General features: G+C 35.4%; 13 protein-coding genes. 5 read left to right on the top strand and 8 right to left on the bottom strand.

Annotated features, from left to right (window positions below; translation table 11 throughout):
• Positions 1-126: 126 nt before the first annotated feature.
• Both BC781_RS19610 and BC781_RS19605 read left to right on the top strand, forming a co-directional pair.
• A complete protein-coding gene (locus BC781_RS19610; RefSeq protein ID WP_109621056.1) occupies positions 127-726 on the top strand; it encodes a superoxide dismutase in 600 nt (199 codons plus the stop codon).
• Positions 727-1288: 562 nt separating this feature from the next.
• Complete coding sequence (locus BC781_RS19605; protein ID WP_109621054.1) at positions 1289-2230, top strand: esterase-like activity of phytase family protein; 942 nt, start codon at positions 1289-1291, stop codon at positions 2228-2230.
• Between the two features lie 63 nt (positions 2231-2293).
• Here the strand turns inward: BC781_RS19605 and BC781_RS19600 are convergent, their stop codons facing one another.
• From BC781_RS19600 to BC781_RS19585, 4 genes are all read right to left on the bottom strand, one after another.
• Positions 2294-2518 carry a ferredoxin gene (locus BC781_RS19600; RefSeq protein ID WP_109621052.1) on the bottom strand — a complete coding sequence of 75 codons (225 nt, stop codon included), beginning with the start codon at positions 2516-2518 and terminating at the stop codon, positions 2294-2296.
• A 14-nt stretch (positions 2519-2532) separates the two neighbouring features.
• The gene (locus BC781_RS19595) at positions 2533-3789 is read right to left on the bottom strand and encodes a peptidase U32 family protein (RefSeq protein WP_109621050.1); all 1257 of its coding nucleotides are present in this window, start codon (positions 3787-3789) and stop codon (positions 2533-2535) included.
• A gap of 192 nt (positions 3790-3981) precedes the next feature.
• Complete coding sequence (locus BC781_RS19590; protein ID WP_109621048.1) at positions 3982-4635, bottom strand: hypothetical protein; 654 nt, start codon at positions 4633-4635, stop codon at positions 3982-3984.
• Positions 4636-5110: 475 nt separating this feature from the next.
• A complete protein-coding gene (locus BC781_RS19585; protein WP_109621046.1) occupies positions 5111-7759 on the bottom strand; it encodes an OmpA family protein in 2649 nt (882 codons plus the stop codon).
• Positions 7760-8032: 273 nt separating this feature from the next.
• On the opposite strand from BC781_RS19585, the gene BC781_RS19580 reads away from it, so the two are divergent.
• Positions 8033-8842: a transporter gene (locus BC781_RS19580; RefSeq protein ID WP_146201742.1), complete on the top strand. Its 810-nt coding sequence runs from the start codon at positions 8033-8035 to the stop codon at positions 8840-8842.
• 39 nt (positions 8843-8881) lie between these two features.
• On the opposite strand, the gene BC781_RS19575 is transcribed toward BC781_RS19580, so the two are convergent.
• From BC781_RS19575 to BC781_RS19565, 3 genes are all read right to left on the bottom strand, one after another.
• Complete coding sequence (locus tag BC781_RS19575; RefSeq protein ID WP_109621041.1) at positions 8882-9586, bottom strand: hypothetical protein; 705 nt, start codon at positions 9584-9586, stop codon at positions 8882-8884.
• Positions 9587-9765: 179 nt separating this feature from the next.
• The gene (locus BC781_RS19570; RefSeq protein ID WP_109621039.1) at positions 9766-11418 is read right to left on the bottom strand and encodes a ribonucleoside-diphosphate reductase subunit alpha; all 1653 of its coding nucleotides are present in this window, start codon (positions 11416-11418) and stop codon (positions 9766-9768) included.
• 194 nt (positions 11419-11612) lie between these two features.
• The gene (locus BC781_RS19565; protein WP_109621037.1) at positions 11613-12584 is read right to left on the bottom strand and encodes a ribonucleotide-diphosphate reductase subunit beta; all 972 of its coding nucleotides are present in this window, start codon (positions 12582-12584) and stop codon (positions 11613-11615) included.
• Between the two features lie 852 nt (positions 12585-13436).
• Here BC781_RS19565 and BC781_RS19560 point away from each other — a divergent pair.
• Entirely contained in the window at positions 13437-13790 is a 354-nt protein-coding gene (locus BC781_RS19560) for an STAS domain-containing protein (RefSeq protein ID WP_158281529.1), read from the top strand.
• Positions 13791-13844: 54 nt separating this feature from the next.
• Positions 13845-15116: an adenylosuccinate synthase gene (locus BC781_RS19555; protein ID WP_109621033.1), complete on the top strand. Its 1272-nt coding sequence runs from the start codon at positions 13845-13847 to the stop codon at positions 15114-15116.
• Positions 15117-15179: 63 nt separating this feature from the next.
• Here the strand turns inward: BC781_RS19555 and BC781_RS19550 are convergent, their stop codons facing one another.
• Positions 15180-16847: a VRR-NUC domain-containing protein gene (locus tag BC781_RS19550; RefSeq protein ID WP_109621031.1), complete on the bottom strand. Its 1668-nt coding sequence runs from the start codon at positions 16845-16847 to the stop codon at positions 15180-15182.
• Positions 16848-17111 lie beyond the last annotated feature (264 nt).

Genomic DNA, 17111 nt, shown 5'->3' with positions numbered 1-17111 from the left:
TTTAAAATTACTCTTCAAGTCTTTATCTTTTCACTAAGTTATTATTCTATTAAACAATACGGATACTGTCTTGTTAATTCTAAACAAGGTTAGATCTAAATTTACAAAAACTAAAACAATACAAAAATGGCTTTTGAATTACCTCAACTTCCATATGCATACGATGCTTTAGAACCACATTTTGATGCTCAAACTATGGAAATCCACCATAGCAAGCACCACAATGGCTATACAACAAACTTGAACAAAGCAATCGAAGGAACTGCTCTTGAAGGTAAGTCTATCGAAGAAATCCTTAAGTCTGGTGACCTAGCTCCTGCTGTTAGAAACAACGGTGGAGGATTCTACAACCACGACTTGTTCTGGACAATCTTGTCTCCAAACGGTGGTGGTGCCCCAACTGGTGCATTGGCTACAGCTATCGATGAGGCTTTCGGATCATTCGACGCAATGAAAGAAAAATTCAATGCAGCAGCAGCAACTCGTTTCGGTTCTGGTTGGGCTTGGTTGTGTGTTTCTAATGGTAAATTGGAAATCTGCTCTACTGCAAACCAAGATAACCCAGTAATGGGCGAAGGTTGTGACGGTACTCCAATCTTGGGTCTTGATGTTTGGGAACACGCTTACTACTTGAAATATCAAAACAGAAGACCAGATTACATCTCTGCATTCTGGAATGTAGTAAACTGGGAAGAAGTTTCTAAAAGATTTGAAGCTGCTAAATAATTAGCAATAGCTTATAGATAAAGGGTCTCATTTTAGAGACCCTTTTTTATTTTCCAGACTTTCTTACAAAGGTTTAAAACCGATGTTTTCATTAGAAATCGATCTCATTTCTTTAAATACTGCTATTTTAACCTTCTCTTTTCACAGTATTTTCACGATCCTTTTCCCTTCTTAATCATTTATCTTTCTATTTGAGAAAAACTTACCCCAACAATTTTCCTAAAGTCATTACGCTAAAACTATTTCGAGCAATCAGCCTGTTTAATAAGCAAAACCTATTATCAGTATTAACCTAATTTTAAGACTAACCATTTATGTTAAGTAGAAAACTAACGTTTCTGTATGTTTTCGGACCTATACTCTGTTTCATTATCATTCATATGACTTTAAAGTTTTTCTTTACACATGCAATCCACGATAAACACACTGTCAAGAAACATCCGATTGCAATCACGCAACGTATGAACGAGTAAATCCGAATTGTTTTTCTTCACATTATAATTTGATCAACTTAATGTCATATCTTTTCCTTAAGATTAGAATTCGAAATAATTAAAGGGATATGCAAAGGTTGATCAAATTATTATTACCACTGTTTATTTTAAACTCCTGTCATCAAACTGTAGAAAAGGATACAAAGCTCATTCAAGAAGGAAATATAATTCATGAAGAAATTCGTGAATTGGAATTTGTAGAAATAAGACAACTTGGAAACAGCTACAATCAGAGGTTTGATCTTAGTGGTATTTGCTTCGGACCTGAAAATAGCATTTGGGCTGTCGCTGACAAATCTCACAACACTGCGATCTATCAGCTTGACTGGGCAAAAGATGAAACTACTTGGGAAATAATTTCTCAAATAGATCTAGAAATATCAGACAGTCGAATTGATTTTGAGGCTCTAGACTATGCAGACTCTATTTTTTATATCAGCAATGAAGTTGATCAGTCGTTTTTCACCTACAATCTTCAATCAAAAAAGTTAGAAAAAGTCACTCCTCCTTATCTAGAAGCTGATATTCACCCTAATAACTGGAAAATGAATACTGGCTTGGAAGGTCTTGCTATCGATTCTAAAAATAACATTGCATACCTCGGGAAAGAAAGAGAGCCAAGAATGATCTACACTTTCGATCGATCTAAAAATAAAATCATAGAAGCTTACGATTTTCCTCACACTCACAGCAACGATATTGGTGACTTAAAATATGAGAATAACTTCCTATACGTTTTGGAGCGAAATGGAAATTATATCACTAAAATTGATTTAGAAACGCAAACAGTAGTTGATAAACTTAGCTATCGTAGTGTTTGCTCTGCTCCTGAGGGGAAATTATTTGATGCTAAATACGGAATGGCTGAAGCCTTATTGCTTTCTGAGAATGAAATATGGATTGGCTTAGATAACAACGCAGACTCTGTAACAGATTTTGCTAAAGAAAAATATAAGCTAAAAGGAAATAAGCCTGCAATCATCAGATTTAAAAGACCTCTAGGATTTTAATAACAGAAAAAGGATTGCCATAATAAAGTGTCAATCCTTTTCAATTTCTTCACTTGAATATTTCTATTCAATTATTTTTATAATCTTAACGGGACAAACTTCCGCTGCTTTCTTGTTTTCTTCAAGTTCTTCTTCTCCAACCTTTACAGACCAAAAGCCCTTCTTGTTTTTTGCACCAAGAAGTACAACTTTTCCATCTTTTTTGGACATTCTCCAACGGTTAAAGGCAAACTCTACACAATAGTTACAGCCGATACATTTATCTCTTTGATGTATTATCGTTGCCATAGTTGTAATTCTGCTTAAGATACTTCTTCAGCATCTACAATCTTGTATAGTTTGTCTGAAGGACGAATTACTTGATCCAATTTGATAGCCATACTATCTCCTTTTACTGCAATTTCTTTTTGTCCCTCATCATTTACGTGTAGCTCAGTCACGGTATGCTCGATCACTCCTGTTGTAGGACCAGTTACCATAATACGATCTCCCACATTGATTTTGTGCGTTTCAATCTTGAACTCAGCAACACCAATTTTAGGGAAATAGTGACTTCCTCTACCAATATAAAGTTTCTTTTGTGTCGCTTTAGAACCCGGAGCATCAGTCCACTCACCTAGCTCTTGTCCTAAATAATATCCACTCCAGAATCCTCTGTTGTAAACTGTAGTCAATCTTTCCATCCAATCTGCTACTTTCTCATCTGAGTAAGTACCATCTTGCACACTGTCGATTGCCTCACGGTAACATTGCGTTACAGTTTTAACATAGTCAGGTCCTTTTCCACGACCTTCAATTTTCAATACTTTTACTCCTGCATCAATTACTTGATCTAAGAAGTTGATGGTAGCCAAATCTTTTGGAGACATGATATACTCATTGTCAATCTCCATTTCGTGACCATCTTCTATATCAATAACTTTGTATTTTCTACGACAGTTCTGTACACATGCGCCACGGTTTGCTGAAGAGTTTTGTGTGTGCAAACTCAAGTAACATTTACCCGATACTGCCATACAAAGTGCTCCATGACCAAAAATCTCGATTTGCATCAACTCTCCCGAAGGACCTTTGATGTTCTCTTTCTTGATTTGGTCTGTGATATGTTTTACCTGACGTAAACTCAACTCACGAGAAGTTACAGCTACATCGGCAAAATTCGCATAGAACTTAAGTGTCTCTACGTTTGTGATATTCACTTGTGTAGAAATATGCACTTCCAAACCAATGGTGTGTGCATAGAATATTACAGCTTGATCAGATGCAATAATTGCAGTGATTCCTGCTGCTTTAGCACGATCACATACCGTTTTCATGATCGAAATGTCATGGTCATAAACGATAGTGTTCAGTGTGATATAACTTCTTACGTTGTGCTCGTTACATAATTCTGCAACCTTGTCTAGGTCATCTAACGTAAAGTTCATACTTGCTCTCGCACGCATGTTCAACTGCTCTACACCAAAGTATACAGAATCTGCTCCCCCCTGAATTGCTGCAACAAGAGAGTCAAAGCCACCTGCTGGTGCCATCAATTCAATTTTTTGTGGCTGGCTCATTATCAATAAGGTATTAGTTAATTCTTCTTCTCAAAATAGACACAAAGGTAGGGAAAAAAACAGTTTTTCCGCACCCTCTTTCGAAACATTAAAAAAGTGCCCAGCATACAAACTATTTGCAACTATTAATGTTTTGAGGAATTTAAGAAGATTGAAGAATTCAATTGATAATTTTAAAAATATAGGGTTTTACTATAAAGAAATGATTTGAACCAATGTACGGTACTTCCCATTTAAAGTGCAGTCTTGGATATTAAGATCAACAAATCCAGAGCCAATCTGAGAGTAATGCTTTTTGCGCCACGTACCATCATGACGTTGCAAAAATAGAGTCACCTCTACAGCTTCTCCATTCGGAGTAAATACTTCACCTTGTTCAAGGAACCAACTTGGGGCATTCTGATGGCATTCTGGGTTTGGGCTTTTCTTCGCAATTCTAAATTTTGGTTTCTCTCCTCTTTTTCTATGTCGTGCCTCAACATCTTTTGACGTTGGCAGAGTAGAAGGTCGCTCTTTACTAAAGTATGCGTATGCGTAGTAATTCCCTGTAAAATTACACGACGACAACTTCATTTTTATAGGCCCGCTTCCTTTCCTTGTAAAAAACTTGCGAGTCCATGAACCATCATAATTCTGTAAGAACAACAAGACATCTACAAATTCATGAGGTTTAGGTGAGTGCACCATTCCTTCTGTAATCTCTAAACCTCCTACATGACACATATCAGGGTGCTGTTGTTTGGTCACAACAAACTGTGGATGTTTTGAAGCTTCTGATTGAGCAAAACTCAATAGAGACGAGAAAATTAAGAAAAAGAAAATAGCTGTACTACGATTAAAAAACATACCTAATCAGTATTTAAACAAAGTAGGAGTAAGTAGCTAAACCACTACAGAGTAATTCAAAAAAAGAAATGTTATAAATATAATTTTTTAGGACTAAACCTAAAAACTTCGCTTCATAAACTTCATAAAAACACAACCCGAAAAACTACAACGTATTTAATACACTTTTATTTTATTCAATTTAAAATTTAATCAATTAGATGAAAACTAGTGATTAAAATCGCCCATAAAGAGCTAAAAATGACGTTTACCAAAAATAAAGATGACAAAAGTCATAAATAAATAGGAATATAAAATACTTATTCGTAGAATTGTGATACCAACATAGCAGAACACATAGTTCTAGCTAATAGATTGGTAAGTGTTTAGTAGTGTTTTATAGAATCAGTCACTGTATTTAACTTCTTTGAAGTTCATTTACGTAAACGAAAGATATGTTGAAGAGCCCAGCAAGTTCACTGGGCTTTTTATATATCTATTCAATAATTCGAAACTCTACCCGCCTATTCAACTGTCTCCCTTCCGACGATTCATTTTCAGCAATTGGAATTTCTTCCCCAAAACCTTTTGTAAATAATCTGTCGCTTTCACAACCTTTATTTACTAAGTAGTTTTTTACAGCTTCGGCTCTTCGTTCAGAAAGGTCTAAATTAAAATCAATATCTGCGTTACTATCTGTATGACCTTCAATACTGATCTTCATTTTAGGACTCGCTTCTAATACACCAAATAGACGATCAAGATCAAAAAATGATTTTGGACGTATAGTTGCGCTGTTATTGTCAAAGTAGAGTGTTTTCAATACAAAGGTTTGCTCCCCTATCCCGGTATCAGAAGTATTGACCATTTTCAACTCTTCTTTCTTATGAATTCGAGCACCCATATCTTGATTGATTTCTAAAAGCACTCCACTACCAAAAAAGTCCGTTTTCTTAGGATAAACTAGATATTCTTTCTCTGGAGATAAGAATAAGATAAAGCTACCGTCCTTGGAACTACTTTTCGCTGTAGCTACTTCCTCATGAGTTTCTTTATCGGTAATTACAATTTCAGTTTGTATAGGCTGACCAATATTGTCTGTTACTTTTCCTGGAACAATCAAAATAGGTTCAGGACGAACTTCTTCAGGTAATTCTGCTTCATAAATATCCGATTTACCATAATTCTCAGACTCTTTATTTGAGACTAAGAGTGCTGTTTTCCCTGTCGGACTGATATAGAAAGTATCATCGTAAGGGCTATTAATCACTTTCCCAATATTCACTGGCTCACTCCACTCTGTCCAAGAATCTTTATTGAGTCTTTTACTCATATAAATATCATAGCCTCCCAAGCCGTAGTGTCCATCAGAACTGAAATACAAGGTTTCCATATCAGGATGTAGATAAGGGTTTTTCTCTGCAAAAGGAGTATTGATTACCTTACCTAGATTTATAGGTTCTCCCCACTCTTTTCCATCTTTCACAGACACATACAAATCTGTATTAAATTCCCCAGAACCATGATAGTATAATTTCTTATCTGGATAATTTGGGTTATAATCATAAGCTCCAGATGGACGATCAGACGCAAAAAGTAGCGCTTGCCCATCAGCAGTGATACTCAAGCCAGCCTCATAGTGTTTTGTATTTACAGGATATGGAAAGACATTAATACTTTCCCATTTCCCTTCCTTGTTTTTAGAAGAATAATAAAAATCCCCTTTCCCTAACCTACTTTCTATACTGTTCACATAAGCAAATCGCTTCAGACGGCTATAATTTCCGTACAACAACAAGGTATCATTCATTGCATTTATACCTTGAGGAATTTCATGAGAACTAGTATTGATAGATGGCGGCAATGGAATTGCTTCTGTCCAATTTCCATGAATATCTTTGGTAGACATGTACACATTCTCTCCAGACTCCCCTGTTTTTCGGGCGAAATACAATGTCGAACCATCCAAACTGATTACAGGCTCATAATCATTATTAGGACTATTCACTTTACTACCTAAATTAACCAAATGTCGTCCTCCGTCATGCTCATTTAGTAAGTCAATGACTTTTGCAATCATCTCTTTTTTATTGGGAAAAAGAGATTTATACTGATTAAAAACAGCAACAGCATTTTCATAATCCCTACTATGTATAAATGGTCTTGCTTTCCTTTGCAATGCGATATAAGCAATATCTAAAGGAGCCATTGTCGTGATAAAATCATGATACAACTTCTGATTATTTTCACCACAACCACCATAATGGATATTCAACTGACACAATAAGTCTAGAATTGTTGTATTGTACTTATCTGCTAAAGATTCCAACTTTTTATAATTGGTATTATGAGCAGTACTTCTCACCCCTATATCAAATTCACTCGCATAAAACTCAGGGAAAATATGTTTAATTTCTTGATCTGAGAATAGCTCTAAAACTTGAAGACAATGCTTTTCATACATTTTCCCACTACGGTCTCCATATTGTCTCAAGCTCTGAACTTGAGTATACTCTCTCAGTAGATCTTTTCTGAGCTGACCTATTTTTTTATTAAAGCCCTCATTAGGAAATTCATCTAGAAAACGAGTACATAAATCAAAAAGACTTTCTCTTAGAACTCCAAGTGTATCAGCGTGAAGAGTTCTATTATAAAGTTTTGAAGCATAAAGTTGATAAGTATCCTTTCGATAAGGTGCGCCATTCAAAAGCTTGAAGGCTTCATTATTAATGCGGACAGGCAAGTACTGCGTAATTTCATCTTCTGAAATTGCCACTCGCTGCCGTACAGCCATTTTTTTTCCATCCGAAAGTTTTTCATATTCTTTCTGAGCCTTAAGCGAAAAGTCATACGCTACCTCCAAAGTATCGTAAAGCCCCGTCAAATCTTTTAATAGCATCTTCCGACTCTGAGCTTTCTTGAGACTTTGCTCCTTATTGTAAAGAATATAAGCCATCCCATAAAGTGCTGTCACTTCTAAAGAATCTTCTTCAAGTGCATTTTTAAAAGCGACCAAGGCTTCATCGTATCGATTTTGATAGAGTAAAGAGCTTCCTTGATTAATATAATTTTTGTCTTGTCCGAAAGTTTTAAAAATTGGGAATACGAATAGACAAAAAAGTGAAAGTATGAATACGGGATTCATAAGCAGTTAATTGAGAAAATAGTTTTTTATCTAATTTTTTGATAGTCACAAGCTACAATATCCTAGCCATTTTCAGATATTTAACCTTAAGCTACGATCCATAATATATCAAAATATCACAGATCTGAAAATAAAGGTAGCATGATCACATTTCAAACTTAAATAATCCAACTTTTCCCTCAAAAGACTATTGCTCAAAAACTTGTATCGAACATCACTTTTTTGGAAACTTTTCTTTCTATACCTTTCTTTTTAGAAGCCCAATTAACTACTATGAAACTGGATTCCGAAGTGAATATTAATTTGAGAAGTATTGCAGCTTTCACTTACCTCTTCATTTTACCCAATATTTTATTTGCACAACATATACATGATTTTGAAAGCGATAGACCAGGCATTGCCATCTCTTCATCTACAGTAGGTAAAAATGTTCTATTTATTCAAACAGGAGCCGAAATATCTGGCTATGAAAATGGCTCAAATGATGGGCATGCCTTTTTAGTCAATAGCAACTTTCGTCTTGGAGTGACCGAAACCTTTGAAGTCGATTTAGATATATCCATCAGAAGTGAGAATAATACTATAAATGGTGAAGAATTTACTCCTTCAGGAATTGATAACTTATCACTAGGAGTTAGAAATACTTTACTTGTAGGAAAAGGGGCTATCCCATCTATTGCATTTCAGTTTTTAATGAGCATTCCTGCCGTTTTAGATGATTTCAAGTCAAAAGACATCGCTCCTAAAGTCATCATCGCTACTCAACAATCCTTTGGTAAACGATGGAGCTTTTCTACAAATTTCGGATCTATTTGGGACGGCAATACCCCACACCCTCTAGGGACATATGTACTTAATTTAGGGTTTGGCTTTAGTAAAAGTTGGACTTGCTTTATCGAACATTATGCTTTTTTTCAAAAAGACGATTGGGATGGTAAAGTAGATTTGGGTTTAGCCTTCTTATTAACTCCTCATCTACAACTTGATACTTTTGGAGGTTACTCAAAAAATGGCGAGAATATTTCAGACTGGTTTGTCAGTGCTGGTTTTACCTGGAAATTTGACTTCAAAAACAAAAACTAAAAAGGCCGAGAAATTGCTTTCCCGACCTTATTCTTATTTTTATTGCTGGATAATCCCATTAATCTTCTCTACAAGAGAAATTACATCACTTTCATTTTTCAATGAAAGCTTTTCCTTTTTTATAAGTGACTTGATCTCTGAATGGTATTGAGCAGGAAATGCCTCATGAGCTTGCTTTTTCTTAGTTTTCAACAATTTAAAACTCAACCCATCTGCACTTACCAAATAATTAGTTTTAATCTTAGAAAAATAAGCTTTTTTAGTTGAAGAAGATGAGCCATAACCTTGTTCAAAATTTTGTTTAGGCTTAACTATATTAATCTGATAGTGTACAAATAGTGATTGATTTCCTTCCACCAAATGTCTTAAATATACCGTTTCGCCGTCTAAAGCGGCTCTATAATAAACTTCTTTTGATCCATCTGCATTCAATAATGAAACTTGCTTTACATGGTTATCTTGAAGCCATTGTTCTTTCCCATCTTTTTCAAAAAGAATTTTTTGAGAGCAGACATCTAACTTTCCTTTGTCAAAAGTTATCATCTTATCTTTCTTAGTTAAAACTTCTAACCTTGACCAATACTCGTATAAGAAGGGTGATCCATTGATCTTTTCGTTTCCTTTCCCATAGATGAGGGATGTATTTGTATTAAAAGGATCAACCATATCTTGAACTCTCCCACTTTGAGCAAATGTAATTATAGGAAGTGCAACAAGGATTAGTACTAAATTTAGCTTTTTCATAATAGTTTGTGATTTGAGACTCTCTGAGTAGGTTTCTAGTTTAATATAAGTTTAGTAATCAATTATTTATATAACAAATAAATATTGATTTATTCCAATTATAATTTTGCTATAAACTAAAAAGGCCGAGAAATTGCGTTCCCGACCTTATTTAGTTTTTATGGCTAAGTTGGATTGTATTAACCGTCACACGCCAAACATTCAGGGTCTAATGTCATAAATCTGGTAGACACTGATTGCGAGCGTTGGTAATAAAGTGCTTTCACACCCAATTTCCATGCTTCGATATACAATCTGTTAATATCTTTTGGCAAAGTCTCTGGTGGAATATTAATATTCAACGATTGACCTTGATCAATATATTCTTGACGAATAGCTGCTTGACGAATCAATTCGTATTGATTGATTTCTTTAAACGTCTTAAACACATCTTTTTCGTCTTGTGTCAAGAAATCCAAATGCTGTACAGATCCTTCATTTCTCATGATAGACACCCATACCTCATCTGTATTTTGTCCTTTCTCATCAAGAAGTTTTTCCAACTCTTTATTCTTACGCGTAAAGTTTCCTTTAGCTAGACCTACTGTAAAGTAGTTTGAGTTGAATGGCTCAATACCTGGTGATACTTGACCTAGAATAGATGAAGAACTTGTATTTGGCGCAACAGCCATCAAAGTTGTATTTCTTCTACCGTATCCTTTTAGCTCATCTGGCTCACCATAAATCTCTGACAACTCAGCAGATGCTTTGTATGCTTCCTCTTTGATGTGTTTGTAAACAATTCTCGTATGAGAAGTTGCCAACATATTATCAAATGGAACCATTTTTTGCTGTAAGTAAGAATGCCAACCTAATGTTCCGATACCTAAAGCTCTATGTCTTTCTGCAAATTTAACTGCGCGGTACAAGAACGGAACATCTTTCGCCTTCTCTATAAACTCTGAAATAACAGCGTCCAAGAAGAAAGTTACAAGCCTTACAGCTCCTTTATCTTTCCATTCATCAAACTTAGCTAAGTTCATACCTGTCAAACAGCAAACGAATGATTCTTCGTTGTTATTTGGAAGCATGATCTCAGTACAAAGGTTTGATTGATTGATCTTCAAACCTTTATCTTTATAAACATCTACCGTATTTTTGTTGGCAGTGTCTTCAAACATGATGTACGGATAACCTTTTTCCTTACGAGACTTCAGCACTTTAGCCCAAATCTTACGCTTTTCGGTATCTCCACCAATCATCTCTTCCATCCAAGCATCTTTCACTGTCACTCCAAATGAAATTTGTTGGATGTCATTCCCGATATCACGAATTTCCAAGAACTCATGAACATCTGGATGGTCAATTGGCAAATACGCGGCAAAAGAACCTCTACGTGTACTCCCTTGTGAAACGATTTTCATCTCAGTGTCAAACATTTTCATGAATGCCACTGGTCCGTTAGACGTTCCATTATGTTTAATCTCAGCCCCTCTTGGTCTTAAATCCCCCCAATAAGCAGAAGTTCCTCCACCTACTTTGGTCATCATCCCTACTTCTGCGAATGTTTCCAAAATACGGTGCATCGAGTCTCCTACATAAGATCCGAAACAAGCGATTGGCAAGCCTCTTTCTGTCCCCATGTTTGACCAGATAGGTGAAGACAAAGCCACCCATCCTTTGGCTATCATCTCGTAGAATTCATCGTACATTTCTGGCTTGTTCAAATACTTACAAGCTGAACTTACAACACGATGTACGGCATCCTCTACAGTTTCCCCTTCTAGCAGATAGCCTCTCTCCAACATGGTCAAGGACTCTTCGTTCAACCAATCAAAATATCCTTGTTGCATTATTATTTTATTTAACGAACCTAATAGAATTAGAACAAGCATGTAGACCTAGCCGCAATTTGCTGAGAAAGTGGAGCTAATATGGTACATGCAGATTTTATATTGGTAGAAAAAGCAATAGACAGAAACTGAATCATTGAGTTCAACTCAGCTCCTGTTATGTGTATTCTCTAAAAATTATTCTTGATAAAAAACTAGAATAAATCGTCTTCAGAAAAAGCAGTATCATGCTTACTGTAATCAACCACACGTTTCGCGAAGAAATCGTCTTGGCTATTACCAAAAACTTCCTCTTCAAACCAACGCATTTGTTTTACTTCTTCTGAGTCTACTTCAAAAAGTGCTGGTAAATTAATCTCTTCAAAAGACTCATTTACACGTTGCTTCATAAATTCAACCAAACGATTCTTTGGAATACTGTCTAACTCTCCTTTCTCGAAAATTTTATCTAGAATTCGAGTTTCAGTTTCCATAGACAAATGAGCTACTTCTCTGATCGTAGCTTTCAAATCCTCGTCAAAAATCTCAGGATTTTCTTCTACAACTTTATTGAAAATATAGATTCCTGCCTTTGCATGTACATTTTCATCTTTTGACGTCCACGCGATCTGGTTGGCTACATTTTTCATGATGCCTTGGAAACGCGTAAATGAAAGTACAATTGCAAACTGGCTAAAAAGTGAAACATTCTCAACCAACAAAGCAAAAGTAGCCATAGAGATTGCAAACTCACGAGGAGTGTATGCTTTCCCCAATGAGATATACTCTCCTAGTTTCGACAAACGATCAGAAATAGCAGGATCTTGAATAAATTCTTCAAAATCTGTCACACCAATCACATCAAGCAAACGGCTGTATGCTTCAGAATGGCGGAATTCACATTCTGCAAAAGTAGAACCCAAACCATTAAACTCAGGCTTTGGCAAGTGGTTGTAAAGGTTACCCCAATACGTTTTTACAGCTACCTCTACCTGTGCAATTGCCTTTAGTGCATTTGTGATCGCAGATCTCTCCTTGTCATTCAAAACAGTATTAAACTCCTGTACATCAGCATCAAAATTCACTTCTGTATGCACCCAATACGTCTGATTGATTGCCTCCGTGAACTGAAGAATCTCTGGATATTCAAATGGTTTATACGCTGTTCTTTTTTCAAAAATATTCATATGATCACAAAATTTACACTCTTCACTCTAGCATAGGTGACTCAGCTAAAATGAACTCCCAATCTCGTAAATTGTTTGTCTTTGTCTAACGAAAATATATTCTCTGCTGATGAAGATATCTTACCATATTCTCATCCTTGCATCCAACAAATTTAATGGATTTTTCAATTCAAAATAGAGTTGAATCTTTACTACCGCCGATAACACTATGTTTACAAGTAGGATTATTCATAGAAAGAGCATTAAAAAACAAGCAATAACTACTGAATATCAACCACATAAACCTCCAAATATTCTAGTGATTTTTTTTTCACTTTTTTTTTCAAATCCATCGATTTTGATTTTAACAAAAATACATCGTGAAGACTCAAAATTATCTCTTCATAGGTCAATCCCTATTTTTTGAAAAACACTATTTTTTATTCAAAAAAATTTCAAAGAATCTCCAAAATCACATCATTTTCTATGAATCGAATTAACACCATAATATGAAATATATTTTTTTGCAATAGAGACAATAAAAATACAAACCAAACTACAACTAACGAAAAGGTAAACACTTTTAATTTCAAGACTGTCAGAAGTGTTAACAAAGGAGAATTAAAGAGTTACATTTTTTTGATTAAAAACTTTATGGGTAAAAAGAAGTCTCTTGTAAAAAACTAAAAAGTTCAAATAGGATATAAATTGTAAGTTTTTTTGTTCTACAGAGAGTTATCTTTTCAAAATAATTGAAGGTTTTAGAGATATTATGATCGTAGTAATAGCTCAAATTATTTATTAATCGGAATACTCTTAATATATTTGCAAGGTTTTTTTACGAAACGGTCTTTATAGTTAAGTTGACGGATTGTGATATTCGACTATTACTTACATAATGATATTCTTCTTCTGAGAGTTGAAGGAGATTTACTTGGCTTACCTCATGAAGCTGCACTTGTGAGAATAGCACGCCTACACCTAAACGAAAACGTGAAGCATTGTGCCGTAGACCTTTCAGATATAAAACATATCAATAGTCGTGGTATGAGCCTATTGATACGTATTCTGAACCTTGTAGACCATTTGCATGGCAATATGGTTTTGATAAACCCTCCCGCTCAAACCAAAAAGCTCCTAAAGATTACAAAATTAGATTTAGCGTTTGTCACTGTTGACACTCGCTCGGAAGGAGTGCGTTTGTTGCGTCAGCAAGCGAGAGGATAGATTTTGCGAATAAACTTAGGTTGAAAATACCTATTATAATAGATAGATAGAAAGATGGATATTTTACTCGGAATGCAATGGGGTGATGAGGGCAAAGGCAAGGTTGTCGATGTTCTAGCTCCTCAATATGATGTTGTTGCTCGTTTCCAAGGAGGACCAAATGCAGGGCATACTTTGGAATTTGAAGGACAAAAATATGTTCTTCACCAAATCCCTTCAGGTATCTTCCAAGACAATACCCAAAATATTATTGGTAATGGTGTAGTACTAGATTTGACAATCTTGAAAGATGAGATTGTAAAACTAGAAGAAGCAGGATTCTCTGTTACTGATAAACTAAAGATGTCTAAAAAGACACACTTGATTATCCCATCTCACCGTTTGCTTGATGCTGCTTACGAAAAAAGCAAAGGGAAAGATAAGATCGGTTCAACACTAAAAGGTATTGGCCCTACTTACCAAGATAAATCTGCTCGTGTAGGTCTTCGTACTGGAGATTTGTTCGCAGATAACTTCAAAGAGCGTTACACTAAGTTAGTAGATCAACATAAGACTATTCTTGAATTCTACGACTTCGATTATTCAGCTCTTGCTGAAATGGAAGCGAAATTCATGGAGGCTGTTGAGTACTTCAAAACTAAAGTTGAGTTCGTAAACAGCGAATACATGATCAACGATGCGCTTGATGCTGGTAAGAAAGTATTGGCTGAAGGTGCTCAAGGTTCTTTGCTGGATATCGATTTCGGATCTTATCCATTCGTAACAAGCTCAAATACATTTGGTGCTGGTGCTTCTGTAGGTCTTGGTGTTGCACCAAACCGTCAGAAAAACATTTACGGTATCTTCAAAGCTTACTGTACGCGTGTAGGTGCTGGTCCATTCCCTACGGAACTATTTGACGAAGTTGGAAAGCAAATCCAACAACAAGGTCATGAGTTTGGTGCTACTACAGGTCGTGAAAGACGTTGTGGTTGGTTAGATCTTCCTGCGCTTAAATATGCAGTAATGTTGAACGGTGCAACTGAGCTATTCATGATGAAAGCTGACGTATTGAACAACTTTGAAGAGATCAAGGTATGTACTTCATACAAATTGAAAGATGGTTCTATCACAGAAGAAGTACCATTCGATTTGGAAGATGTAGCTGAACCAATCTATGATACATTGAAAGGATGGAATCAAGAAGTTAACCCTTCAGTAGATTTCGATCAACTTCCTGCAGCGCTTCTTGACTACGTGAAGTATATCGAAGATTACATCAAGGTGCCTATCACTATCGTTTCTTTAGGTCCAGACCGTACTGAAACTGTAATGAAAAATAAATAATCAGTTTACTGATCAAAAATATAAGCCGGAAGCAACTCAAATTGCTTTCGGCTTTTTTATTTCCTATTCATCCCATTTCACTTTTGCTACAAAATGTGGAATCTGATGATTAGCAAAAAAACGTAACCATCTTCTTTGGTTCGATCTTAGCTGATCTCCGGGACCTTTTACTTCTACCAAAGCATATTTATCTTCTTTTGGGTGAAAAATAAATAGATCGGGAAAACCAGACCTAAAATCACTCAAACTTTTACTCATCTGATCAAAAAGTAAAACGAGCTGTTTACTCGACAGCCAATCCAAGATTGTTTCTAGTTGATACTTTTCTACTTTTTTCCAGCTCACCAACCAATTTGCTGTCAAGTACTTTTCGTCCCAACGTTCCAAGACTAATTTCCTTAAGAATTGACCCTCTTCTAATTCTCTTAATCGAGCAGCTATTTCAACCTCTCTCTTCTCCCTAAACTCTGTTTGAAACAAATCTACAGGACCACGTTGATAAGCATGAAAAAATACCGCAGGTACAGGCTGAAAAATGATATCCCAAAAAGCTAAACCAAATAAAGCAGACCAAATCAAATTTTCGGTATAAAATCCATCATAACCTAAAGTCTGATAATACTGAAGAACACTTTGCTCTACTCGAACTTCGATTTTCTTCAATATCAAATTTTCTGTCGGGTAATTTACTCGTTTCGCTTTTTCAAAAGGTAGTTCTAATTTCTTCTTTAACTTCTCACCAAACATCTGAGCAAACTCAGCTTCTTCGTCATCTTTCGGATTCTTCATGATTTCATTACAGATCGAAAGTGCTTGCTCAAACTCCCCCACTTTATCTAAAACTCTACTCTGTCTTTCTCTTGAAGGAGACTGCTCTGTTTGCTGATAGAAAAATAATGCTTGATCCCAAAGTTTAAAGGTTTCCAAAAATCGCCCTATCTGATTGCACGCTTTAGCTCTTCTTTTGGTCAAACGTTCAGGAAAAGGATACGAAAGAAGAATTTCTCCAAGTTCTAAAACCCGATCTACATCTTTAGCGTCTTGTGCCAACCATAATTCAGTTTTAAGGTTAGTCATCAAAAAACTCGCTTCTATAACTTCTCTGGTCTGAAAAAAACGATCTTCTTTCCGAATTGGGTAATTCTCATATTTGAGTACACCCAAATCCTCCAAAATAAACTCATGAAGCTCTTGTTCGAGGTTCCCGAAAAACAACAATCTGAATAACTGAACATACGTTAGTTTTTCAAGGCTAATAAAATTCATGGAAGAATCGATTGCATCCCAAAGACTATCATTTTCCATTTCTAACAGATACGAAATGATTGTCTGTTTTTTAGCCTTTGTAAAACTACTTGGAAATGGAAACGACTGTACACTTAACCAATCAACTAATTCACTTTTCGTTAGCGTATAAAGTGCAACAACTGCATTCTCTCGATCATTACTTTTTGCAAAGTCATCATCTATCAGTTCAGTAATTGCATTTTCTATTGATAATACCTCTTTATACTGAAGTTTTGAGCTTAAAAAATAAGGCCCTTTCCTACTCAACAATCGAACGTACAATCGTTGTGCATCTTGAGATAAACTTCTGAATTGTTCTACAAATAATTTCTCCTCTTCGGAAAGAAGATCATCATATTGCACACAAACAAAGTCTATTAATTTTAAAAAATTTAGGAGGTAATAACCTTCTTCTAGTTGTTGGTTAGACTGCGATTTTTCCACTGTACAAAAGTAACTATAAATTAACTCTTCCCCTCCTTAAAACACCTATTTCAAAAGTGTTTGAATTGAATCAAAATAGATTCACTCACATAAACAACTGACAAATAATTATTTAGACGTACTTTATACACCTATGTATAAATTCATAATAATTGGATAATTCCATTTAAAAATTTATCATTCCTTTTTGGAAAATTTACAATTATTATATAAAATTGTGTAAAGCGAAAAGCAAAACAAATGACTTTTTCCAACAACCATAAC

The sequence above is a fragment of the Sediminitomix flava genome, assembly GCF_003149185.1.
Taxonomy (GTDB): domain Bacteria; phylum Bacteroidota; class Bacteroidia; order Cytophagales; family Flammeovirgaceae; genus Sediminitomix; species Sediminitomix flava.
Note: the sequence above shows the minus strand (reverse complement) of the source record. Positions and strands in the feature narration are given on the sequence as shown.